Raw genomic sequence first — 23,033 nt, 5'->3', positions numbered from 1 at the left:
TGTATAAAGTATGTTGTTTTGTTTAATATATTTATAAATTTGTTAAACAGTAAAGTAAAAAGATTATCGCTAGATAATATTTTGATTGATTTAGTTAGGTTGTTAAAAAGCCATATTCAATAAGAATATGGTTTTTTTGTTTGACAAGGTAAAGTATAAATTTTATCGATTATAATATAAGTTATTATAATATCTATCTATAGGGTTTTAGTCTTTAAATTTTCTAACTTTATGAAATCGTAAATCATAAAAAAATAATCTAAATGGATAACAACGGAAATCATAATATGAATGGAGACGCAAGTCAATGTCCATTCTTAAGTGGAGAACAGAAAAAAACTGCAGGAAGAGGTACTAGTAATCGAGACTGGTGGCCAAATGAACTTAAACTAAATATTTTACGACAACATGCACCTAAATCTAACCCTTTAGGTGATGATTTTAATTATGCTGATGCCTTTAATAGTTTAGACTACGCGGCTTTAAAGCAAGATGTTATCGATCTAATGACAGATTCACAAGATTGGTGGCCTGCCGATTATGGTCATTATGGAGGATTTATGATACGTATGGCTTGGCATAGCGCTGGTACTTATCGAGTTGGTGATGGTAGAGGTGGAGCTGGAACAGGAACACATCGTTTTGCACCTTTAAATAGTTGGCCAGATAATGGCAACCTTGATAAAGCACGATTGCTATTATGGCCAGTTAAAAAGAAATATGGTAATAAAATTTCTTGGGCAGACTTAATGGTTTTAGCGGGTAATTGTGCTTTAGAATCTATGGGTTTTAAGACTTTTGGTTTTGCAGGTGGACGTGAAGATGTTTGGGAGCCAGAGCAGGATGTATATTGGGGAAGCGAAACAGGTTGGTTAGATAATGATGAGCGATATGATACAGGAGATGGTGATTTAGAAGGGCACTTAGGTGCTGTCCATATGGGATTGATTTATGTAAACCCTGAAGGACCTAATGGTAATCCAGACCCTTTAAAATCTGCACATGATATTCGAATTACTTTTGGTCGTATGGCAATGAATGATGAAGAAACAGTGGCTTTAGTTGCAGGTGGTCATACCTTCGGAAAAGCGCATGGTGCAGCTGACCCTGACAAATATGTGGGTGCGGAACCTCATGGCGCTTCCATAGAAGAAATGAGTACTGGTTGGAAGAATACGTTTAAATCTGGAGTATTACAAGATGCTATTACTAGTGGAATTGAAGGGCCTTGGACACCGAATCCAACACAATGGGACCATTCTTTTTTTGATGTATTATTGAATAATGAATGGGAACTAACTAAGAGTCCAGCTGGTGCTCATCAATGGACGCCAACTACAGCTTCTAATGCTCCAACGGCTCCAGCAGCAGATGGAAATGGTCAACAAGCATTAATGATGACTACTGCTGATATGGCTTTGAAAAGAGATCCGGGTTTTAGAGAAATATCTGAACGTTTTCATAAAGACCATAAAGCATTTGAAGATGCCTTTGCACGTGCATGGTATAAATTGACGCATCGTGATATGGGACCTATTCATCGCTATTTAGGCCCAGAAGTACCTCAAGAAGAATTATTATGGCAAGATCCAATCCCTGCAATTGATTATACATTATCAGATACAGAAATTTCTACATTGAAATCTATGATATTGGCATCTGGGCTTTCAGTTTCTCAATTAGTATCTACCGCGTGGGCATCTGCATCTACGTTTAGAGGTTCTGATATGCGTGGAGGAGCTAATGGTGGACGTTTACGTTTAGAGCCACAAAGAAGTTGGGAAGTAAACAATCCTTCAGAATTAAATAAAATCCTTAATATACTGGAAGGTATTCAAAATGAGTTTAATGGTTCCGTTTCCATGGCAGATTTAATTGTGTTAGCTGGTAATGTGGGTGTTGAAGAAGCTGCACGAAACGCTGGTCATACTATTTCAGTTGCATTTACTCAAGGTAGAGGAGATGCTTCTCAAGAGCAAACCGATATAGAATCTTTTGGTTATTTAGAGCCTTTAGCTGATGGTTTCAGAAACTATATGAATTCAAAATTGAATGTAGCTGCTGAAGATTTACTTGTAGATCGCGCTAACTTATTGACATTGTCTATCCCAGAAATGACCGCTCTAGTTGGTGGACTGCGTGTGTTAGGGGCAAATTATGATGGTTCAAATTATGGTGTGTTTACTGATAATGTTGGGCATTTATCAAATGATTTCTTTACAAATATTTTAGATTTTACTTACACGTGGAGTGCTACATCTGAAAATGATAGTGTTTTTGAAGGTCGTGATCGTAGAACTGGAGAAGTGAAATTTAAAGGAACTCGTGCCGATTTAATTTTTGGATCAAATACCGAATTAAGAGCGGTATGTGAAGTCTATGGTGCTAATGATGGGGAATTACGTTTTGTTAATGACTTTGTTGCGGCTTGGACCAAAGTGATGAATTTAGATCGCTATGATTTAAAATAAGATATTATAAACTATAAGAAGAAGGGATGAACTGTTAAAGTGCATTCCTTTTTTTAATTATTTAATTTATGACAGAAAATGAATTGTTTTTTGACGCTATAAAAAGTGGTAAAAATGATGTTTTAAAAACGATGCTCAATGCCAATCCTAAATTAGGAAATGAGAAAGATGCACGTGGGTTTACACCTTTAATTTTTGCAACCTATTTTGATAATGAACAAGCCACAATAATATTATTAGAACATGGCGTAGATGTTGATGCTCGAGATGGTACTGGCAATTCAGCACTTATTGGTGTTTGCTTTAAAGGTAATGTTCCTTTTGTTGAACGCCTTCTTAATTATGGTGCAGATATTAATGCTAAAAATAATTTGGGCACTACAGCTTTAATTTTTGCTACTATGTACAATAAGGAAGGTGTAATAAAATACTTAATAGAGAGAGGAGCAGATAAGACAATTACTGACAATGAGGGTAAAACTGCTTATCAGCATGCTGAGGATAAAGGTTATACTAATTTATTAAAGATACTCAAATAAAAAAACCACACCATTAGTTCGCAATACGTATAGAACTGGTGTGGTTTTTATTATGTGTATGTAGTCTAGTTTACGTGTTTTTCTAAAAACTCTGCAACACCTTCATGAGTAGCCTGCATTCCAGATTTTCCTTTGTTCCAGTTTGCTGGGCATACTTCACCATTTTCTTCAACAAATTGTAATGCATCCACCATACGTAAAGCTTCGTCAACGTTTCTACCTAATGGTAAATCATTAACGATTTGATGACGTACAATACCGTCTTTGTCAATTAAAAATAAACCTCTATAAGCAATTAGTTCTCCTTCAGCTTGAAGCATATCATTATCATCATAAAAATATTCCCCAGCTAAAACATCATAGTTTTTTGCAATGGTTTTATTCGTATCAGCAACTAAAGGATATGTAATACCTTTAATTCCTCCTTGATTTTTTTCTAATTGTAACCATCCATAATGCGATTGCTCTGTATCTGTTGATACTGCAATAACTTCAGTATTTCTAGATTTGAAGGCATCTAATTTTTCTTGAAATGCGTGTAATTCTGTTGGGCAAACAAATGTAAAATCTTTAGGGTAAAAGAACAATACAACATGTTTCTCACCAATAAATTGATCTAAAGAGAAATTTTCTACAAATTCGCGACCATTTACAACCGCTTGTGCATTAAATTGAGGTGCTTTTTTTCCTACTAATACAGCCATTTTTTAATATATGTTTTTGAGTTAATTTTAAATTTGGGTGCAAAGATATGCATTGCAATAGGATTAACAATGCTGAAGTATTTTAAAAATTTATGAACTAATAGATTATACTAATTTACCTGAGAGTTGCCTAATTTTTATTCTGAAAGCGGCAAAAAATAGAGTTGTAAATGGGCTGAGCCAATTGAAAATTGCATAAAAGAAATACTCACCTACACCAACGCCTAAAACACCAGATTGATAAGCACCACAAGTGTTCCAAGGAATAAGGACCGAAGTAACTGTTCCAGAATCTTCTAAAGTTCTACTTAAATTTTCTGGAGCCAATCCTCGATCTTCAAAAGCTTGTTTAAACATTTTACCAGGAATAACTAAAGCGAGGTATTGATCTGAAGCAATAACATTAAGTCCTAAACAACTCGCCACTGTACTAGCAAATAACCCGAAGACTGAAGTTGCTACAGATAACAATGCTTTGGTAATTCTAGCTAAAGCACCAATACCATCCATGATACCTCCAAAAACCATCGCACAAATGATAAGGTAAATTGTCCAAAGCATACCATTCATGCCACCTGCAGAAAACAAATCATTAAGCTTTTCATTTTCAGTAATAATATTAGTATCTGTGAAAATTGAATTGACAATAGCACTTGTTTTAGAATCTGATAAACCATTTAAAGTTTCAGGTTGAAAAATAAAAGCAAATATACAAGCCAGAATGACGCCAGTACCTAATGCAATTAATGGTTTTGTTTTCATTAAAATAAGGGCAACAACCGCTGCTGGAACTAAAAACAGCCAAGGAGAAATATTAAATGTTTGATCAATAGTTTCTAGTAAGTTACTAATATCTGCACTTCCTGTGGTCTCAATTGATGCGCTAATAATACCAAAGACAATTAATGTTACTAAAATCGTTGGCACAGTTGTATATGCCATATATTTAATATGTGTAAATAAATCGGTTCCAGCCATAGCAGGAGCGAGGTTGGTTGTATCGCTTAATGGTGACATTTTATCTCCAAAATAAGCTCCAGAAATTACGGCTCCAGCAATCATCCCTGGGTTAATGCCAAGCGCTGTACCTATACCAACTAATGCAATACCTACTGTCGCTGAGGTTGTCCATGAGCTTCCAGTAGCAATTGAAATTACTGCAGCAATAATAACAGATGCAGGTAAAAATATTTCTGGACTTAATACTTGTAATCCATAATACACCATAGCAGGAATGACTCCACTTACAAGCCAAGTTCCGGCCAATGCACCAACTAAAAACAAAATCATAATAGGAATAAAGACGCTTTTTAGATTTTCCCAAATCTCATTAAGCATACGACCTATGGTAACTTTATTAAAAAAACCAACAATAGCAGCCACGCCTCCACCTAATAATAAAATGATTTGATTCGTATAACCGCCAAACCATTCTTGATCTTCAACAAAAAAGATATTATAGGCTAGCATTCCCATAAGAATAACCACAGGAATCATTGCTTCGAAGAAATTAAGTTCCTTATTTTCAACAATGTTCTGATCTTTAGCTTTAAATTCTGAAATATTATTCTCGTCGTTCATTGGGTGGTTATCAAGATTAGTTCATGTAATGTTACAATAATGTTGGCTATTCTGCAAATCATTATTCTTCCTTACTTTTGCATTTCAATTCTAATAATCTATATGGATTCATTAACTCAAATTGTTTTAGGAGCTGCCTGCGGAGAAGCTGTTCTGGGGAAAAAAATTGGAAATAAAGCTTTGCTGTTTGGGGCTATTGGTGGCACCATTCCTGATTTAGATGTTATTGTTGGAAGTGTATTATACAACAATGAAATTGATGCCATGTTATTTCACAGAGGCTTTATGCATTCCATTTTCTTTTCCATATTTGGTGCTTTCGTTTTTGGATGGTTGGTTCATAAATTATATGACTCTGGAAAAAGATTGGGTTCAACTACAAAAAAGGATTGGACGTTATTGTTTTTATGGTCGTTGATTACGCATCCAATATTAGATTGTTTTACTCCTTATGGAACCCAATTATTTGCTCCGTTTTCTAATTATCGTGTGGCGTTTAACAATATTGCTGTTGCCGATCCGCTTTATACTCTTCCATTTTTAATTTGCCTTATCATTTTAATGTTTTATAATAGACAAAATGATAAACGACGATTTTGGCTGAAACTTGGAATTGGAATCAGCTCAGTTTATATGATATTTACAATATTTAATAAGTTATATATCGATAGTGTATTTAAAGCATCTTTAATTGAGGAAAGGATCTCGTTTGAACGCTTTAGTGTACAACCCTCAATTTTTAATAATATTCTATGGTATGGTATTGCAGAAACAGAACATACCTATGAAGTAGCCTTTTATTCGTTATGTGATACATCGGATCAATTTTCAGAATGGAAATCCATTCCTAAAAAAAGAATTTCTAATCATCAATATATAGAGGATATAGAATGTTTGGCCTGGTTTAGTAATGGTTATTATAATGTGGAGGCCATTGATGAGCAAGGCGAGTTTTTATATAGCGACTTGAGGTATCCATTAGTGAAAACAAGAGATGGTTATAAGTCGGTATTTAATTTAAAGCTCTATGAAACTGAAGATCGTTTAGATATGAAGCCTTTTACTCCAGAAATGGAAGATTTTAAATACACCATGTCGGCACTTTGGGAACGGCTTAAAGGCATATAAAAACCTTTCAATACTACATTGAAAGGCTTAATAATTAATTGTTGGTATGTGTTTAAGCTAATACTGCTTGAGTTTTTGGTTCTAAAATGTCTAAGGCTACCATACATTCACGCATCATTTCATAGGTACGTTCAATATCAGCATCTAATCCAATAGAAAAACGAATTAAGCCATCACTTAAGCCCATAGCTACTTGTTCATCTTCTGGTATTTCTGAAGATGTAGAGCTTCCTGGAGCAGAGAACAAAGTTTTATAAAATCCAAGACTCACTGCTAAATACCCTAAGTTTTTTTCTTGCATCATTTCCATAAGAGCATTGGCTTTGTCTAAGCTTCCAACATCTATAGTGAGCATACCTCCAAATCCATATTTTTCATTCATCATCGATTTAAAAAGCTCATGAGAAGGATGTGATGATAATCCAGGATATACGGTTTTAAGTCCGTCATTTTCAAATTGCTCAGCAAGGTAACTCGCATTTAAGCTATGTTGTTGCATTCGGATATGTAAAGTTCTTAAGTTTTTTAATACCGATGCCGCACGTAGGCTGTCCATTGTTGATCCTAAAAGCATAGACGCACCATCGTTTACATTTCTTAAGTCATCAATAAATTCTTGAGTTCCGCAAACAACACCACCAACAGTGTCACTAGATCCATTAATGAATTTTGTTAAACTATGAATAACCACATCTGCACCTAATTTAGCTGGCGAAATGGATAAAGGAGAAAAAGTATTATCTACAACTAATTTTAAATTATGACGCTTCGCAATCTCAGCTAGTCCTTTAATATTTGCAACTTCTAGCAATGGATTACTTACAGATTCACAATATAAAACTTTAGTGTTTTTGGTGATAGCTGCCTCAACGATATCTAGTTTTGTAATATCTACAAATGATGTTTCAATGTTGAATCGGGGTGTGAAGTTTTTTAAGAAAGCATAAGTTCCACCGTAAATGGTTCTACTTGATACAATATGATCTCCAGAACCACAAAGTTGTAGTAAAACTGGCGTAATTGCTCCCATTCCTGAGGCCGAAACATTTGCAGTTTCTGTACCTTCCATAGCCGCTAAAGCTTCTCCTAAGTATAAATTTGAAGGAGAGGAGTGACGAGAATATAAATAGCAACCATCTGCATTACCTTCGAAAGTATCGAACATAGTTTTTGCCGATAGAAATGTATAAGTTGATGAATCTGAAATGGAAGGGTTTACGCCTCCAAATTCTCCAAAATATTGTAAATCTTGAATATTGTTTGCTGGTTTAAAAGCCATTAGAGTTGAGTTTTTTAGTTTATTTGACATCAAATTTCAGATTAATAAGAATAATAATCAATAGTTGATTGTTTATTTAGTTTATAAAACTATATATAAAACTTTTTATGGTTATTTTTGCATTATAAATGATGTTTCAGACGATGAAACTGAAAATTTTTCAAAATGATACAGCTTGATGCAATCGATAAAAAATTGCTTGAATTTTTACAAGAGGATAGCAAACAAACCAATAAAGAATTGTCAAATAAATTGAACCTTTCGGTTACTGCTATTTATGAACGTATCAAAAAGTTAGAACGCGAAGGTATTATTAATAAATATGTAGCTCTAATCGATAAAAAATCTGTTGACAGAGGTTTTGTTACGTTTTGTAGTATCAAATTGTTGCAACACACAAAAAGCAATGTGGTTGATTTTGAAAAAGAAGTAACTAAATTAGATGAAGTCCTAGAATGTTATCATATAAGTGGAGATTACGATTATCTTTTGAAAATATTGGTAGCAGATATGGACGAGTTTAGGGAATTTTTAGTCAAAAAATTAACGAATATAAGTCATATAGGAAGTACGCAAAGTGCTTTTATGATTAATGAGGTTAAACATACTACAGCGATTTCAATTTAGAATCTACTTTTTGATTACATTTAGAGTATGCAATCTGTTACCTATAAGCTCACCGAGTTTTTTATCATTTTTATTTTAATTCCTGTAAGTTTTGCAGTTACTTATCCTGTATGGATTAAAATGGTTATTGGTGTTCTTGGATTTCTCTATGTTTTATTTGTGTTATTGCGTGTTGAAAAGAATAAGTTCAAGATCAATCAGCATTTGGATTGGAAGACTTTTTTTAGATACACATTTTTGAAACTTGCTGGAATAGCAATTCTCACAACAATGTATATGTGGTTTGTTGATAAGCAGAACTTATTCGTTGTGATTTTGAATAAACCATTGCTGTGGTTGATGATTTTGTTTATCTACAGCTTTTTTTCAGTTTATCCCCAAGAATTGATTTATCGTACGTTCTTTTTTCAGAGATATCAATCCTTATTTAAAGACCAACGATTATTCTTTGTTATAAATGCGGCACTATTTTCTTTAGCACATATATTCTTCGGAAATGGATTAGTCATGATCCTAACTTTTATAGGAGGATTATTGTTTGCATTCACATTTCAGAATACAAAATCTACACTTTTAGTGTCTATTGAACATGCTATTTATGGCTGTTGGTTATTTACTGTTGGGATGGGAGCAATGCTTGGTTTTCCATCTTAATTTAAATGGCGTTCTATTGTAGACTTGTATCGACTACTTAATGGAATTTTAGTAGAATTGATAGTTAAAAACTTTGATTTTAAAACATCTACATGATCCACAGAAATGATAAAAGATTTGTGCACTTGGATGAAAGATGCTGGCAATTTTTCTAAAGCCATGGCTATTGTTTCTCGAGCCAATATTTTTTTCGTTTTAGTATGATAAACCATATAATTTCCATCTTTTTCTAGATATAAAATATCATTTAAAAGAAGTTGATGTTTTTCATAGCCGCTTTTGATTACAATGGTGCGTTTAACCGTTTTCTGTTGAAGCTCTCTTTGTTGTGTTTTAAGCTCTAAAACTTTATGGACAGCTTTTAAAAAACGATGATATAATATTGGTTTTAAAAGATAATCAGTAGCGTTTAGATTATAACTTTCTACAGCATATTCAGGATATGCAGTTGTGAAAACAACATGGCTGTCTGAAGGGATTAGTTTTGCTAATTGAATTCCACTTAATTTTGGCATATTTATGTCAACAAATATCAATTGCGGATGATTATTTTCAATAAACTCAAGCGCCTCAATTGGGTTTCTAAATGATTTTTTACAATAAATATCATTAGATCTTTCGCAATAGTGTTCTAGTAACTCTATAGCTTTTGGTTCATCGTCAATTATTATTGCTTCAATCATCATATCAATTGTAGTTGAAGATTAACACAATAAGAATGATTTTCTTGAATTATTTCTAGATCATGTCTATTTGGGTATAATATTGCTAATCTACGTTTTACATTTTGAAGCCCAATACCAGAGTTTTTCGACATCGTTTCTGTAGACTCCTGCTTTGGTTTCAAAGAGTTTTTACACGAAAAGCATAAAGTGTTTTTCTCTTTTGTTAAACTAATATCAATATACGATTCAGTATAGATGTCAATACCATGTTTAAAGGCATTTTCTACAAACGGAATTAATAAGGCAGGCGCTATTTTTACGTTATCAATATCGCTATTGACTTTAAATGAGATGTCTATTGGATCGTTAGAGTCAAATCTCAATTTATTAAGTTGTATGTAATTTTTGATAAATTCTATTTCTTTTGAAATTAGAATGGTTTCTCCTGAGGTATCATGTAATAAAAAACGTAATAATTCTGAAAGTTGAGCAATTCCAGTAGATATTTCAGTTTGATGATGCTTTTCGGAAATGGATAATAAATTATTCAAAGCATTAAATAGAAAATGAGGGTTGATTTGAGATTTTAATAGTTGCAACTCAGCGGTTAATTTGTCTTCTTTAAGTTGCTGTTTTAGAGCTTCTTCTTTTTGCCATCTCAATATGATAATATGGACGAAAGACATGCCTACAAAAAAGATATATAACCATAAGGTTGCTATAAGAGTTTCAAAAATGTATAACTCAAATCCGTAAATAATTTTGTTTTTAACTAACTCTATTGCAATAGCAATAATAGTCGCTAAAAACAAAAATAAAATATACCTCTTCAATTGTTTTTGATAGAAATACCTTGATAAAAAGTAGACGTTGAAGTAATAGAGAGACATCTTTAAAATAAACCCGATAACTGTTCCAATAACACTCATGTTATCATAAGTAATTGTTACAATCTCTTTACCGTCAATGAGTTCAACTTCTCTATTTTGCGGACTTATAATCGAAAAGATTAAGTAAAAACAGATTAGCCAGAATAGGACGTTTAGTGTTATTTCTATTATTCGCTTCATACAATATAAGTATAAAAGTAATCTGAAAATTTAAAATAACTGATCCTTATATATAATTTGTGATGTAGATAGGTTTTAATGTGATGTAATATTAATTTTTTATGTTTTTTGAGGAAACACAACAATTAAGAAGGGATAATAACTTTTATTATTAATAATAATATACTCCGGTTAGTTTTGGATAAAATATTAAAATTTAAACTCATGAAATCAATCTTAAAACTAGTATTAATTTTTGCAATGTGTAGTATGAGCTCTAAAGCTCAAAATAAGTCTGACCAAAATTTAAAGATCAAAGTCTCTAACTATTTAAACCAGCTGGAAAAAAAACAATTTTCAGGAAGTGTTTTAGTTGCTCATAAAGGAAAAATCATCAATTCAAAAGGATATGGATTTGCCGACAAAGAGTCAAAAATAAAAAACAAAGCAGCTACTGTTTTTGATATTGGATCTATCACCAAACAGTTTACAGCTGCTGGGATTTTGAAATTAGAAGAGCAAGGTAAATTAACAGTCGATGATAAGATTGTTAAATATTTTAAAAATGTACCAGTAGACAAACGCAACATAACACTTCATCATTTATTAACGCACTCTTCAGGGTTACCACCTGCATTAGGTCATGATTATCACGAAATTTCAACTGCTGATTTTATTTCAAAAGCAATGTCTTCGAAGTTATTATTTTCTGAAGGTACCAATTATGAGTATTCCAATGTTGGTTATACCTTACTAGCAATGGTAATTGAAAAGGTATCTGGTCTACCTTACGAAACCTTTTTGTATAAAAACTTATGGAAACCATCACAAATGGAACAAACAGGATATCTGCGACCTAATTACAATCAAAAGGATGTCGCGGTTGGATATAAAGACTCCGGAAAATGGGGGAGACCTAATGAGAAATGGGAAAATGAAGTATCATGGCATCTCAAAGGTAATGGAGGTGTATTGTCAACTGTGGAAGACATGTATAAATGGCATCAAGCGCTATTAGGAACTAAGATTTTATCCAAAGCTTCAAAAGCTAAAATGTATGCTAAACATGTTGCTGAAGGCCAAGGAGCTCAATCCCATTATGGTTATGGATGGGCTATTTTCCCAACACCAAGAAACACTGATCTTATAGCTCATAATGGAGGAAACGGAATTTTCTTTGCAGATTTTTGGCGATATCTCAATGAAGATATTACAATCATTATGATGACTAATCATTCCAATCGAGGTTATGATGTTCTTACTTCTCAACTTGCAGGAATTATTCTAAGGCCAAATTTTGAACCAGATGTAAATATAAGAATAAGTCAAAACGAAGCTAAGTCTCAAGAAAAAATGGAACAAATTCTTGAAACCTTTTTAACCGTAATTCAAAATGATGACACTTCCGATTGGGAACATTTTATTACCGAAAATTTTTCAACCGAATTGATGAATTTGATGCCAATGAAAGATCATTTAGATATGTTTAAACAGATACATGAGGAGATTGGTAGTCAAGAAGTTAAGACAGTTGCTTTAACTGGAGATAATGATATTAATATCCAATTTGATAAAAACACATTGTTAATGAGTATCGAAGTTGATAGTACAAATAGTGTGAAAGTTGGAGGTATTCAAGTGAAATAAGATTTTTAACTTAAGGGTGTTTATGTGTTGGTTGGTAGTTCAATAAGAATAACTTTAACATAATGTGATGTTAAACAATTGTTTACGTTTTACCTTTTTAGGTATCTTATTGCTTCAACCAATACATTACTATTATGAATCGAAATCAATTTATTAAAACAGCAGCAATAGGTGCACTATTGGTTCCATCTTCTGGGATGGCTCTAAATTTAATTAAAGATCAAGACGAAAAGCCGCAATTAGATAAAGCACTTGTACAGAAATTTGTTGGTGCCTCTCATGGTAAATTTGATGTGGTAAAAAAACTCTTAGAAGAACATCCAACACTTTTAAATGCTGCTCATGATTGGAGAGGTGGTGATTTTGAAACAGGTTTAGGTGCGGCTAGTCATGTTGGTCATAAAGAATTAGTACGGTATTTTTTAGATAATGGTGCTCAAGCCAACATTTTTACATTTGCATTGTTTGGCAAATTAGATATTCTCAAAACAATGATAGCTTTTTCACCAAAACTTTTACACGCTAAAGGACCTCATGGTTATACCTTATTGCATCACGCTGATAAAGGCGGAGAGGAGGCTAGAGAAACTAAAGATTATCTGAAGTCTTTAGGTTTAAAAAAAACTATTATATCGCTATATTAGAAGCTCTTTTTTTTATTGCCTTCCCATAAAACATTTGTATTTTTGTAGTCGATTTTTTGCTTTGTTATCCTATATGATGTCAAAGCATAACTTTAACTCTGAAAATATATATTTATGAAATCATACGATGTAGCAGTAATAGGCTCTGGTCCTGGTGGATATGTAGCAGCAATTCGTTGTGCTCAACTAGGCATGAAAACAGCAATTATTGAAAAATATTCTACACTTGGCGGTACATGTTTAAATGTTGGATGTATTCCTAGTAAGGCATTGTTAGCATCATCACACCATTACGAAGAAGCTACCAAACATTTTGAAGAGCATGGAATTGAAATTCCTGGTGATATCAAGGTTAATCTTGAAAAGATGATAGCTCGTAAACAAGCTGTTGTAGATCAAACTACCGGAGGAATTGATTTCTTGATGAAAAAAAATAAAATTGATGTCTTTGAAGGCTTAGGGAGTTTTAAAGATGCAACTCATATTAGTATAGAAGGGAAAGATGCTCAAGAGATTGAAGCAAAAAATTGCATTATTGCAACGGGTTCTAAACCGTCAAACTTACCGTTTATTACTTTAGATAAAGAACGTATTATTACGTCAACTGAAGCGTTAAAGCTTAAGGAAATTCCAAAGCACATGATTGTAATTGGAGGTGGTGTGATTGGTTTGGAACTCGGACAAGTATACAGAAGATTAGGAGCTGAGGTGACTGTGATTGAATATATGGATCGTATTCTGCCAACTATGGACGCAGGTTTATCAAAAGAATTAAACAAGGTCTTTAAAAAAGCAAAGTTTAAAATGATGATGTCTCACAAAGTTCAGTCGGTTGAACGTAAAGGTGATGAAGTCATTGTTAAAGCCGAAAACAAAAAAGGCGAAGTTGTTGAGTTTGTTGGAGATTATTGTTTAGTATCTGTTGGGAGACGCCCATATACAGATGGATTAAACGCTGAAGCTGCTGGTGTGAAGTTAAATGATAGAGGTCAAGTAGAAGTCAACGAGCATTTACAAACCAATGTGCCAAATATTTATGCAATTGGAGATGTAGTAAAAGGTGCGATGTTAGCGCATAAAGCGGAAGAAGAAGGCGTATTTGTTGCTGAAACTTTAGCTGGTCAAAAACCGCATATTAATTATAATCTCATTCCTGGTGTTGTATATACATGGCCAGAAGTAGCTGCTGTTGGTAAAACTGAAGAAGAATTAAAGGAAGCAGGTGTAGATTATAAGGCTGGTCAATTTCCGTTTAGAGCACTAGGACGTGCCAGAGCAGGTGGAGACTTAGATGGATTTGTAAAAATCTTGGCAGATAAAACTACAGATGAAGTTTTGGGAATTCATATGATTGGAGCACGTTGTGCAGACTTAATTGCTGAAGCAGTTGTAGCTATGGAGTATAGAGCTTCTGCTGAAGATATTTCTCGTATGTCACATGCACACCCAACATTTGCAGAAGCAGTGAAAGAAGCTGCTTTAGCTGCAACAGATGATAGACCGTTACATATTTAAATAATTTGTCATTCCCGAGCACAGTCGAGGAATCTTATTTATAAATTAAATTATTATAAGCGAACTCAATGAGTTCGCTTTTTTCTGTGTAAAAACATCCATAGTTGCAGCATTTTAATATCTTTAAGCACAAACTGACTATCCTCAACTACCATCGACCTAATTTGCTTTCAATTTAGAAAGTGAATGATTAAATTTTTCCGCCATATTCGTAAATCCTTTATTGAGCAAAATAAAATAGGTAAATACTTTAAATATGCCATTGGTGAAATTATTCTTGTAGTTATAGGCATTCTAATTGCGCTTCAAATTAATAATTGGAATGAAAATCGTATGAGTCAAAAATTAGAATCTAAATATTACGAACGACTTTTAGAAGATGTTAGAGAAGAGATAGAAATTCTTCAAGCAACTTTAGAGTATTCAACTCAAGTTTATTCTCATGCAAAAAAAGCAACTGTAGTTTTTGAAAATTCTAATGAGATAGACCCTAATCCAGTTCAAAATTTAATAGATATATATCAGGCAAGTCAGTTGCATGACCCAAATTCTGCGGCATCAACTTACAAAGAACTGATTGCATCAGGTCAAATTAATTTAATTAGCAATGAAGATTTAAAAACAGCATTAATACGTTACTATGAAATTAATTGGGATGAATCAACTGTATTTAAACTTCAAAATAACTATAGAAAGAATTTAAGAGGTAAAATGCCAGATAATATTCAGTCAGAAATAAGATCCAAATGTGGTGATGTTTATATTAAAGTTAGAAATGGATATGAAGTAGCTTTGCCAAAAACATGTGAAATAAGCATTGATAAGTCTATCGCTCAAGTAGTTATTGAAAACTTGAAAAAAGACAAATCTATATTGAAAGATTTACGCTACTTAATAGGAAATGAAAGTGCAAAAATTGGAGTTTTAGAAGCAACTAAAAATCAATTAGAAGAGCTTATAGTACTATTAGAAAGTATTACTACTAGTAATGAAGCTAATTAAATTGAAACTATTTAGATTTCACTTTAGATCCAATAAGTTCAACATCTGCTGTCGACCAGCTCTCTTCAATTGCAGCATTCATTTTGGATACATTTTCGGCATCACCTAATTTTTCATAAGCAAGTCTCAATCCATGTTGAGCCCATCCATTTTTTGGGAGCCGTTTTAGATCTTCTTGATAAGTAGTAATAGCTTCTTGGTATTGCTTGTTTCGAATAAATATATCGCCTAAATGATGCCGAATAGAGAAGAACCAATCTGGAGGTTCATTATAATTTAAGGCATCTTCAATGCTTACGGCGTCTTTTAGCAAAGCTATACTCGTTTTAAAATTCCCTTGTGCTGCTAATAATTCGGCTTCTAGTACTTTATCGGCTATACCAATTAAATTGCCTACTGTATTTATATCCCAAATGGTAATATTATTCATACTTTCATCTGCAGCATATACTTTTAAAGCATTTAATTCGTTTTTGGCATTGTCAAGTTTTCCTTTTGCGATATAAGCCATCCCTTTAGCATAATGTTGCATTGCTAGTGGATATTTTAGGTTGCTCGATTCTTCTTTTTTAAGAATCTCATCCCACATCCCGAATTTTACCATAGAATAGTAAGGGATTACATAATAATGCTGTAATGTTCCCCAGCCTGGCTCAGCCATTATATCTGGATGAACATGCTTTGAAACTTTGTTTGCACCAATCATGGCCCAATGTTTATTACCTTCTAAAGCTGCTGTTGCTGCCATAAAATGATAATTGTGAGGATAATACGCTAGAGGATAAGCGCCTTGAGCATGACACAAGGTGACGTAAGTACTGTCGGCTTTTACAGCATTTATATTTGCTACTGTTCCTTTATGGTAATCTCCAGTTCTAATATAGACATGAGATGGCATATGAACTAAATGTCCAGCACCAGGAATTGTACCATCATCAAATACTTTTGCTGAGGCATACGCACGTTCGGGTGTATTTGATGCTTCAACAGCATGAATATAGAAATGATTAGCTCCAGGATGAGTTGGGTTGTTTTTAATAATACCATTGAGAAGTGCAACAATTTCTGGTGTCCAAGGTTTTTCAGTTCCATCTTTTTCATTGAGATCCCATGGATGTAAGTTCATGATTGATTCTGCATATAATGTAGCTACTTCCGAATCATTAGGATAGGTGTTATATATTTCTTTTAAGGCATTTGAATAATTAATGTCTAATGAAGTGCGATCCTCTGGAGGTGTTACAGAATAGCGTTCCGACATAGCATTTATTAATGCTTTTTCTTTGCCTGTACAGGTAGTAGATAGACGTTTAGCTTCTTGAATAGCATTATAAGCACGTTCATAATGATCGTCTTCCATGCCTGCATTATAGTTAGGACCTAGAACATAGGCATAACCCCAATAAGCCATTGCGCAATCTGGATCTAGCTTTGTTGCATAAAAAAATGAGCGAGCGGCTTCTGCATGGTTAAAGCCATAAGCTAAGGTCAATCCTTGATTAAAATAGTTTTGAACAAGCTCATTATTGGTAGTGATTGGATAGTTTAGAGTTCCTAAACCATCAAACAGAGGTGCTTTATTATCTGTTTTATACCAATCAGCATCTGTGATTCTGGGCGCACAAGTATACTTTCCCAAAGGCGGTGTTTTTACAACAAGTTGCTCTTCTGATTTGTCGGTTTTGCAAGAAAGGAAGCAGGTAATGAGGCAAAGTAGAAAACAATATGTGTTTTTCATCTTTGTTAAATTTTGATGGATTCGTAATTCAAGTTGTCTGTAAAATAACTAATCGACTATAGACAGACAATAACACATGTATATTTAGTGTGTTTTAAAGTATAGATGGAAAAAAATGAGTAAAGAGAATTCATTTAAAAACGTCTTTTGTAACTTTAATATCTAAATTCTTAGATTATGTGGGAAGACCGTTTAAAACTTTATGACAGCATTGTGGAGCAATGTCCAGATTTTGAGCGCAAAGGCAAAAAAATGATCTACACATCTGCCAATGGTTATATGTTTACACTCTTAAATAAAGATGCTGAAATTGGAATTCGGTTATCAAAAGAAGCGCAAAAAGAGTTTAAAGAACTGTATAATGCCACAGAATATCGCTCATATGGAGCGGTCATGAGAGATTATGTGAAAGTACCTGAGGCATTATATAGCGAGAAACAACTACTTATTGATTATTTCAATAAAAGTTATGCTTATGTGATGACTTTAAAACCCAAATAATAGCTTAATTTAGTTGTTATGGAAGAACTAACACTTACCACTCCTGCTTTACTGTTTTCAGCAATTTCTTTAATTATGCTCGCTTATACCAATAGATTTTTGGCTTATGCGGCTGTGATTAGAAATCTGCATGATAAGTATCTCGAGCATATGGACCAGTCTTTAATTGCGCAAATCAAAAATTTGAAACTTAGGCTTAACCTTACGCGTTGGATGCAAATATTGGGTATCTTAAGTTTGTTGTTATGTGTATTGACAATGTTTTTAATATATATTGATTATCATATTTTGGCTGTATGGATATTTGGTGTTGCCTTAATCTTATTAATTTTGTCTCTAGCGCTCTTAGTTAAAGAAATTCAAATTTCTATTCGTGCATTAAGCTTGCATTTAAGTGACATTGAAAGCCATTTAAAGGAAAAATAATACTATGACATTACTGTTTTCAACTAAACTTTCTGTAATAAAAAAGAGCGCGTTCTTATATCTAATTTTGTGTTTATCATGTGCTCCTAAGCTAAAAAGTAATATCACAAAGACTTTGCCACCATTGTCTAATGATGCAATTGTAGTTGTACTCGATGCTATTGATGATCAGTTGATTCCTAAAGAAAAGATTGGCGAAATTAAAGCCACAGATTCTGGCTTGTCTGAAAATTGTACTTATTACCAAAACATTCAAAATTTAAAGTCAATGGCTAGAGCTTCAGGAGCTAATTTGATGAAAATTGTTAAGCATAAAAAACCTGGTAATTGGAGTACTTGTCATCAATTATGGGCACATATTTATAACGTTGACGATCCAAAAATTTATGAATCACAAATTGAATGGCGAGCAGATAGAAAATTAACTTGGGACGATTTTAAAGGAGAGCCTGATTTAGAAAACTTCCCTAATGCTTTAGCAGTAACCAATTCTGGATTTGGCTATGAATCTGCTAAGAATCTTTTCAAAGATGGTAAGTTGTTTGTACAAAGCATATTTAATACAGATCGCAGTTGGGTTTTGCCACATGCCAAAAATGATTATGTATTGAGACATGAACAAATCCATTTTGATCTCACTGAAATTTATGCTCGAAAGCTAAGAAAAGCTTTTTCAGATGCTAAAATCAATAGCAGTAAACTGTATCGTGCGAATGAAATTTTTAATAAAATTTATGCAGAATTAAGATTTAAACAAGAACAGTATGATGAAGAAACCTTGCGAGGAGAGAAGACCGATATTCAAGAAAAATGGGAAGCTATAGTTATTATTGAATTAGAGAAGTATGATTTGTATAAATCAAACTAAGACATTTATAATTCTTTAATGAGGTCATAAATCCTGAGACGCTTACTGTAGTCATCTTCATTGATATCTCTAACAAAACAATAAACACTAATAGCTTTGTTATTTACTTTTTCTGAAAGTTCTTCAACTGTAAATGGTCCGAACTCCTCAGATTTCTCGATATAATAAAATTCGTGTTCGTATATTAAATTACTAACTTTTTGCTTGTATTTGTCACTCAGATACTTTTGGATGTCTTCAATCGAGTTCAAGTCTTTAGTATAATTGGTTGTATTTATAAATACTGCAAATTCCTTTTTATCTTGATGGTTAAGCACTAAAACATCATCGTCTTTAAAATAAGCCTTTACAGTAATAAGTCCGTCTTCTGTTTCAATAGAAAATACGTTTTGAATATCTAAAGTCCATGATGTTTCGATAATAGATTGCTTTCGTGATATTTCAAGAATATTATCAGCTTTAAACGTATAAATAGATTTCTTTTTTGAAATCTCATTAACTAAAACCCATTGTTGATTAATAAATAAATCATCATGATGTAATGTATAGTCAAATGGTTTTAAATTAGGAATAACGTTATGTAGATATTCTTTCATTAAGCAGGAATTTAAAAAAGTAGTTTATAAGGCAACGTCTAATATACGAGTTTTATTGAGTGAAATTTCAAAATTTCTCTAAATGTTGTAAAACCTCTTTTTTATAGCTTCTGCTAATGGGAAGCACTTTGTTGTTAATTGTAATGTGTTCGTTTGTAAAGGATTGAATAGAGTTTATTGAAATAATATACGATCTGTGAATTCTCAAAAACAAATGCTTTGGAAGCTTAGCTTCAATAGCACTTATAGTTTCTCTTGTGATTAGTGTTCTACCTTTTTGGTGAATTTTAAGGTAGTCACTATAACTTTCAATGTAGATAATAGTTGCATAATCTACTTTCATCATTTTGCGCTCAGACCTAATAAACATAAAATCAGATGCATCAATACTTGAAACAATTACTTCACGTTTGTGTCCGTAAATTTCAAAATAGTTACTTACTGCTATTTGTAAGCGCTCAAATGAAATTGGTTTTAATAAATAGTCAACAGCTTTAAGCTCAAAACCTTCTACAGCATAGTCCCTGTATGCTGTTGTGAAAATTACCTTGATATTATTATTTATAGATTTTGCAAATGATATGCCTGAGATTTCAGGCATATTAATATCCAAAAACACCAAATCTATAGTTTGGTTACTAATACAGTTAAAGGCATCTAAGGCGTTACTACACGAGGCTACGATAGTTACGTTTTTAATTTTGGATAAATGTGTAGCAATAATCTCTCGTGCAATGGCTTCGTCATCAACTATCAAGCAAGATATTGTGTGTGGTTTAGTCATAAATAGTTGAATTTAATTGTAGCGAAACTTCAAATGTATCAAGATTATCATAAATATTAAGATTATGATTATCGGGATATAAGAGTTCTAAACGCTTTTTTATATTCTCTAACCCAAGACCAGGTGTAGTTGTATTGTTTTTGGTATGAGTGTTTTTAATACTGAAATGTACCATATTTGATGTTGCAGTTAATATAATAGCAATATTGAGTGAGTTTTCAACAATGCTCCCATGTTTAAAACTATTTTCTATAAAAGGTAATAATACCATTGGAGCGATGGTGGTGGTATCTGATTCTATTGACATTTCAAATTGCACATTGATTTTGTCATTAAAGCGCATCTTTTCTAATTCAATATAATCATTGATATGTGCAATTTCTTCTGAAAGTAACACAAAGGGCTTTTCAGTTTGATAGAGCAGATAGTCCAAAAGGTTTGATAGTTTTAAAATCATATCTGGTGTTTCTTCTGCCTTTTTTAAAGCAAAACCATACATCGTATTAAGAGTATTGAATAAGAAATGTGGATGAATTTGCATCTTCAAATAATTAAGTTCTTGCTCTTTTAATTTGAGTTGTGTGCTAAGAATTTTCGCTTCTAACTGTTTTGTTTTAGAAATTTGTTTAAGGTTTAGTTTTAAAAGTTTAAAGGCACTTACTACAACGACTACTAAATAAACTGCGGTAATAATGAAAATGATATTTTTTGTAGCTGGATTCATTTCAGAATACTCAAAATTTGATAAATAAATCAAACTAAAAAAGATAGATACAGCAACGAGATATGCTGAAATTATAAGGGTATAGATACTGTAAACAGCAAAGCGCCAATAGCGTTTGGTAATAAGGTAATCTGGAATAAGTTTGTATGTAGATACATAGGTAGTTGCGATTGTTATAGGCATCAGAAAAAGAGAAAACTGTAACGTGTCATTAAAGTTGGTATGTGTACCTCCAAAAAAATAGGTGTAAAACAAAAGTACACCAATCCAAAACAGAAGGTGTAAAAGTGCTTGTCCTAATTTTTTTAAAATGAATTGCCTTGTAAACATATTTTAATTCTGCTCTACAATAATACTATATTTTTATTCTGAAATCAGCAATTAGAGACGAACTACTATTTTAGTTAGGGTTTTGACATTTATGTTATATCCATCAATAAATTGGGTATTGGTCGCATTAATGAAAACTGAGCGTATCTAATTTTTAAGTTTGGACATGTTTAACTAAATTTAAAAACTATGAACACACTAACGATTACATGTAGTACACTATTTGCTCAATCTATTTCTACTAATATTTTTATGGAAGGTGGCCCCTTATTTATGACCCTTATTTTGTTATGTTTAATAGCCTCATTGGCCTTTGTTGTTAAGGGAATTGTTAGCAATAAAACATCTGTAGTGACTGCTCAAAAAATGTTAAAGCTAGCAGTCGATTCAAGTTTATTAGGCTTAGTATTAGGTTTTTTAGGATCTGTTATCGGACTTATTACAGCGTTTGATTCTGTTGAAGCTATGGGAAATCCTGATCCTTCTGTTTTTGCTGGTGGACTTAAAGTGTCGTTGTTAACAGCAACTTTTGGGTTGTTTTCCTTTGTGTTAGCCAGATTAGGAATTCTAGTTTTAAGACTAACTCTACCATCTAAGGACGTTTCAGAATAAATCAAAAAACGATCAAAGTTAAAAGCGAGCATATTCATGTTCGCTTTTTTTTATGTCTATTTTTTAATCCTTAAGATTGTTAAATTTTTTAATTTTAGAATATTAATTAAAAAATGAGTGACTTTATTAAATGTGCTGTGTCTTAATATAAACCTTATAACTCAATCCAACATATTTGGAACCCTCTGGTAAAATTGACATATTAACTGACGAAGAGCTGGTAAGCGAAATTGTCAAAACGAATGATACACTCTTGTTTGGTGTATTGTACGATCGTTTTGCTAATTTAGTTTACAATAAATGCTATGGGTTTGCTAAAGACGAAGATGAAGCAAAAGATCTGACGCAAGACGTATTTTTAAAGCTGTTTGTCAAGCTGGCAAGTTTTAAAGGTCGATCAAAATTTTCGACATGGTTATACGCATTCACGTACAATCATTGTGTAAATTATGTGACTAGAAATACAGCTAAAAAGTTTGAAAAGAAATCTGTAGATTATGCAGATATTGAGAATATTTCTGAAGAATATGATGATTCTTCAGATTTTAGCGATATGCGAGTTGATAAACTCAAGAAAGCATTAGAATTGGTATCACCTGACGAGAAGATGATACTGTTACTAAAATATCAAGATAACCTTTCTATAAAGGAAATCGAAAGTGTTTTAGGTGTAGGAGAAAGCGCTGTCAAGATGAGAATCAAACGCGCTAAAGATAAATTGTTAACCGTGTATAATAATAACCTTAAGTAATGGAAAATCCGTTTAGAGACATAGATAAGCCATTGAAGTCAGTTCCTCAGGAATTGAAGTCTAAGGTTATGAATGATATTGCTGTAGCAAAACTACTTATGGAATTGGCAGAGCTGTTTTCATATAATCTTGGTGATGTCATTGAAACCGTTATAAGTAAAAGGGATATAAACAAATCATAGCTATTAAATTACTAAT

24 protein-coding genes are annotated in these 23,033 nt (G+C 32.7%); 15 read left to right on the top strand and 9 right to left on the bottom strand.

The features are described 5' to 3' along the window. Positions 1-263 precede the first annotated feature (263 nt). Together katG and ACTU6T_RS15730 are read left to right on the top strand one after the other, a co-directional pair. On the top strand, positions 264-2,471 hold the full coding sequence (gene katG / locus ACTU6T_RS15735) for a catalase/peroxidase HPI (RefSeq protein ID WP_460219154.1): 2,208 nt from the start codon (positions 264-266) through the stop codon (positions 2,469-2,471). Between the two features lie 68 nt (positions 2,472-2,539). Further along, positions 2,540-3,010: an ankyrin repeat domain-containing protein gene (locus ACTU6T_RS15730; RefSeq protein ID WP_460219153.1), complete on the top strand. Its 471-nt coding sequence runs from the start codon at positions 2,540-2,542 to the stop codon at positions 3,008-3,010. A 65-nt stretch (positions 3,011-3,075) separates the two neighbouring features. Here the strand turns inward: ACTU6T_RS15730 and ACTU6T_RS15725 are convergent, their stop codons facing one another. Beyond that, positions 3,076-3,714, bottom strand: a complete 639-nt coding sequence (locus ACTU6T_RS15725; protein ID WP_460219152.1) for a peroxiredoxin — start codon at positions 3,712-3,714, stop codon at positions 3,076-3,078. A gap of 105 nt (positions 3,715-3,819) precedes the next feature. Further along, on the bottom strand, positions 3,820-5,295 hold the full coding sequence (gene nhaC / locus ACTU6T_RS15720) for a Na+/H+ antiporter NhaC (RefSeq protein ID WP_460219151.1): 1,476 nt from the start codon (positions 5,293-5,295) through the stop codon (positions 3,820-3,822). A 102-nt stretch (positions 5,296-5,397) separates the two neighbouring features. Between nhaC and ACTU6T_RS15715 the strand changes: the two genes are divergently transcribed. After that, on the top strand, positions 5,398-6,423 hold the full coding sequence (locus ACTU6T_RS15715; RefSeq protein WP_460219150.1) for a metal-dependent hydrolase: 1,026 nt from the start codon (positions 5,398-5,400) through the stop codon (positions 6,421-6,423). Positions 6,424-6,475: 52 nt separating this feature from the next. Here ACTU6T_RS15715 and ACTU6T_RS15710 read toward each other — a convergent pair whose 3' ends face one another. After that, positions 6,476-7,702, bottom strand: coding sequence for an aminotransferase class I/II-fold pyridoxal phosphate-dependent enzyme (locus ACTU6T_RS15710; RefSeq protein ID WP_460220781.1), 1,227 nt, complete (start codon positions 7,700-7,702; stop codon positions 6,476-6,478). Between the two features lie 168 nt (positions 7,703-7,870). On the opposite strand from ACTU6T_RS15710, the gene ACTU6T_RS15705 reads away from it, so the two are divergent. Then, positions 7,871-8,329 (top strand): Lrp/AsnC family transcriptional regulator, encoded by a 459-nt coding sequence (locus ACTU6T_RS15705; RefSeq protein WP_460220780.1) that lies wholly within the window; start codon positions 7,871-7,873, stop codon positions 8,327-8,329. Positions 8,330-8,356: 27 nt separating this feature from the next. Further along, on the top strand, positions 8,357-8,983 hold the full coding sequence (locus tag ACTU6T_RS15700; protein ID WP_460219149.1) for a CPBP family intramembrane glutamic endopeptidase: 627 nt from the start codon (positions 8,357-8,359) through the stop codon (positions 8,981-8,983). Here the strand turns inward: ACTU6T_RS15700 and ACTU6T_RS15695 are convergent. Next, a complete protein-coding gene (locus ACTU6T_RS15695) occupies positions 8,980-9,669 on the bottom strand; it encodes a LytR/AlgR family response regulator transcription factor (RefSeq protein WP_460219148.1) in 690 nt (229 codons plus the stop codon). The two genes, ACTU6T_RS15700 and ACTU6T_RS15695, sit on opposite strands and share 4 nt — an antisense overlap. After that, complete coding sequence (locus ACTU6T_RS15690) at positions 9,666-10,718, bottom strand: sensor histidine kinase (RefSeq protein ID WP_460219147.1); 1,053 nt, start codon at positions 10,716-10,718, stop codon at positions 9,666-9,668. Before ACTU6T_RS15690 ends, ACTU6T_RS15695 begins: the two co-directional genes overlap by 4 nt. A gap of 204 nt (positions 10,719-10,922) precedes the next feature. On the opposite strand from ACTU6T_RS15690, the gene ACTU6T_RS15685 reads away from it, so the two are divergent. The 4 genes from ACTU6T_RS15685 (at position 10,923) to ACTU6T_RS15670 (ending at position 15,505) form a co-directional block, all read left to right on the top strand. Continuing rightward, positions 10,923-12,344 carry a serine hydrolase domain-containing protein gene (locus ACTU6T_RS15685; RefSeq protein WP_460219146.1) on the top strand — a complete coding sequence of 474 codons (1,422 nt, stop codon included), beginning with the start codon at positions 10,923-10,925 and terminating at the stop codon, positions 12,342-12,344. Positions 12,345-12,478: 134 nt separating this feature from the next. Then, the gene (locus ACTU6T_RS15680) at positions 12,479-12,988 is read left to right on the top strand and encodes a hypothetical protein (protein ID WP_460219145.1); all 510 of its coding nucleotides are present in this window, start codon (positions 12,479-12,481) and stop codon (positions 12,986-12,988) included. A 114-nt stretch (positions 12,989-13,102) separates the two neighbouring features. Continuing rightward, entirely contained in the window at positions 13,103-14,503 is a 1,401-nt protein-coding gene (lpdA, locus tag ACTU6T_RS15675) for a dihydrolipoyl dehydrogenase (protein ID WP_460219144.1), read from the top strand. A gap of 186 nt (positions 14,504-14,689) precedes the next feature. Beyond that, complete coding sequence (locus ACTU6T_RS15670; protein ID WP_460219143.1) at positions 14,690-15,505, top strand: DUF6090 family protein; 816 nt, start codon at positions 14,690-14,692, stop codon at positions 15,503-15,505. A gap of 7 nt (positions 15,506-15,512) precedes the next feature. Here ACTU6T_RS15670 and ACTU6T_RS15665 read toward each other — a convergent pair whose 3' ends face one another. Next, positions 15,513-17,243 (bottom strand): tetratricopeptide repeat protein, encoded by a 1,731-nt coding sequence (locus ACTU6T_RS15665; RefSeq protein ID WP_460219142.1) that lies wholly within the window; start codon positions 17,241-17,243, stop codon positions 15,513-15,515. A 177-nt stretch (positions 17,244-17,420) separates the two neighbouring features. Between ACTU6T_RS15665 and ACTU6T_RS15660 the strand changes: the two genes are divergently transcribed. Genes ACTU6T_RS15660 through ACTU6T_RS15650 form a run of 3 tightly spaced genes read left to right on the top strand, consistent with a single transcriptional unit; the run spans position 17,421 to position 19,038 of the window. After that, on the top strand, positions 17,421-17,744 hold the full coding sequence (locus tag ACTU6T_RS15660) for a hypothetical protein (RefSeq protein WP_460219141.1): 324 nt from the start codon (positions 17,421-17,423) through the stop codon (positions 17,742-17,744). Between the two features lie 18 nt (positions 17,745-17,762). Beyond that, entirely contained in the window at positions 17,763-18,170 is a 408-nt protein-coding gene (locus ACTU6T_RS15655; protein WP_460219140.1) for a DUF2721 domain-containing protein, read from the top strand. A gap of 4 nt (positions 18,171-18,174) precedes the next feature. After that, positions 18,175-19,038 carry a DUF922 domain-containing protein gene (locus ACTU6T_RS15650; RefSeq protein ID WP_460219139.1) on the top strand — a complete coding sequence of 288 codons (864 nt, stop codon included), beginning with the start codon at positions 18,175-18,177 and terminating at the stop codon, positions 19,036-19,038. A 5-nt stretch (positions 19,039-19,043) separates the two neighbouring features. On the opposite strand, the gene ACTU6T_RS15645 is transcribed toward ACTU6T_RS15650, so the two are convergent. The 3 genes from ACTU6T_RS15645 to ACTU6T_RS15635 form a co-directional block, all read right to left on the bottom strand. Continuing rightward, on the bottom strand, positions 19,044-19,634 hold the full coding sequence (locus tag ACTU6T_RS15645; protein WP_460219138.1) for a hypothetical protein: 591 nt from the start codon (positions 19,632-19,634) through the stop codon (positions 19,044-19,046). A 67-nt stretch (positions 19,635-19,701) separates the two neighbouring features. Continuing rightward, positions 19,702-20,418 carry a LytR/AlgR family response regulator transcription factor gene (locus ACTU6T_RS15640; protein ID WP_460219137.1) on the bottom strand — a complete coding sequence of 239 codons (717 nt, stop codon included), beginning with the start codon at positions 20,416-20,418 and terminating at the stop codon, positions 19,702-19,704. Further along, complete coding sequence (locus ACTU6T_RS15635) at positions 20,411-21,472, bottom strand: sensor histidine kinase (protein ID WP_460219136.1); 1,062 nt, start codon at positions 21,470-21,472, stop codon at positions 20,411-20,413. Before ACTU6T_RS15635 ends, ACTU6T_RS15640 begins: the two co-directional genes overlap by 8 nt. A 189-nt stretch (positions 21,473-21,661) precedes the next feature. On the opposite strand from ACTU6T_RS15635, the gene ACTU6T_RS15630 reads away from it, so the two are divergent. From ACTU6T_RS15630 to ACTU6T_RS15620, 3 genes are all read left to right on the top strand, one after another. Continuing rightward, on the top strand, positions 21,662-22,084 hold the full coding sequence (locus ACTU6T_RS15630; protein ID WP_460219135.1) for a MotA/TolQ/ExbB proton channel family protein: 423 nt from the start codon (positions 21,662-21,664) through the stop codon (positions 22,082-22,084). Between the two features lie 175 nt (positions 22,085-22,259). Next, positions 22,260-22,835 (top strand): RNA polymerase sigma factor, encoded by a 576-nt coding sequence (locus ACTU6T_RS15625; RefSeq protein ID WP_460219134.1) that lies wholly within the window; start codon positions 22,260-22,262, stop codon positions 22,833-22,835. Next, complete coding sequence (locus tag ACTU6T_RS15620; protein WP_460219133.1) at positions 22,835-23,017, top strand: hypothetical protein; 183 nt, start codon at positions 22,835-22,837, stop codon at positions 23,015-23,017. Before ACTU6T_RS15625 ends, ACTU6T_RS15620 begins: the two co-directional genes overlap by 1 nt. Positions 23,018-23,033 lie beyond the last annotated feature (16 nt).

The sequence above is a fragment of the Psychroserpens citreus genome (assembly GCF_055686305.1).
Note: the sequence above shows the minus strand (reverse complement) of the source record. Positions and strands in the feature narration are given on the sequence as shown.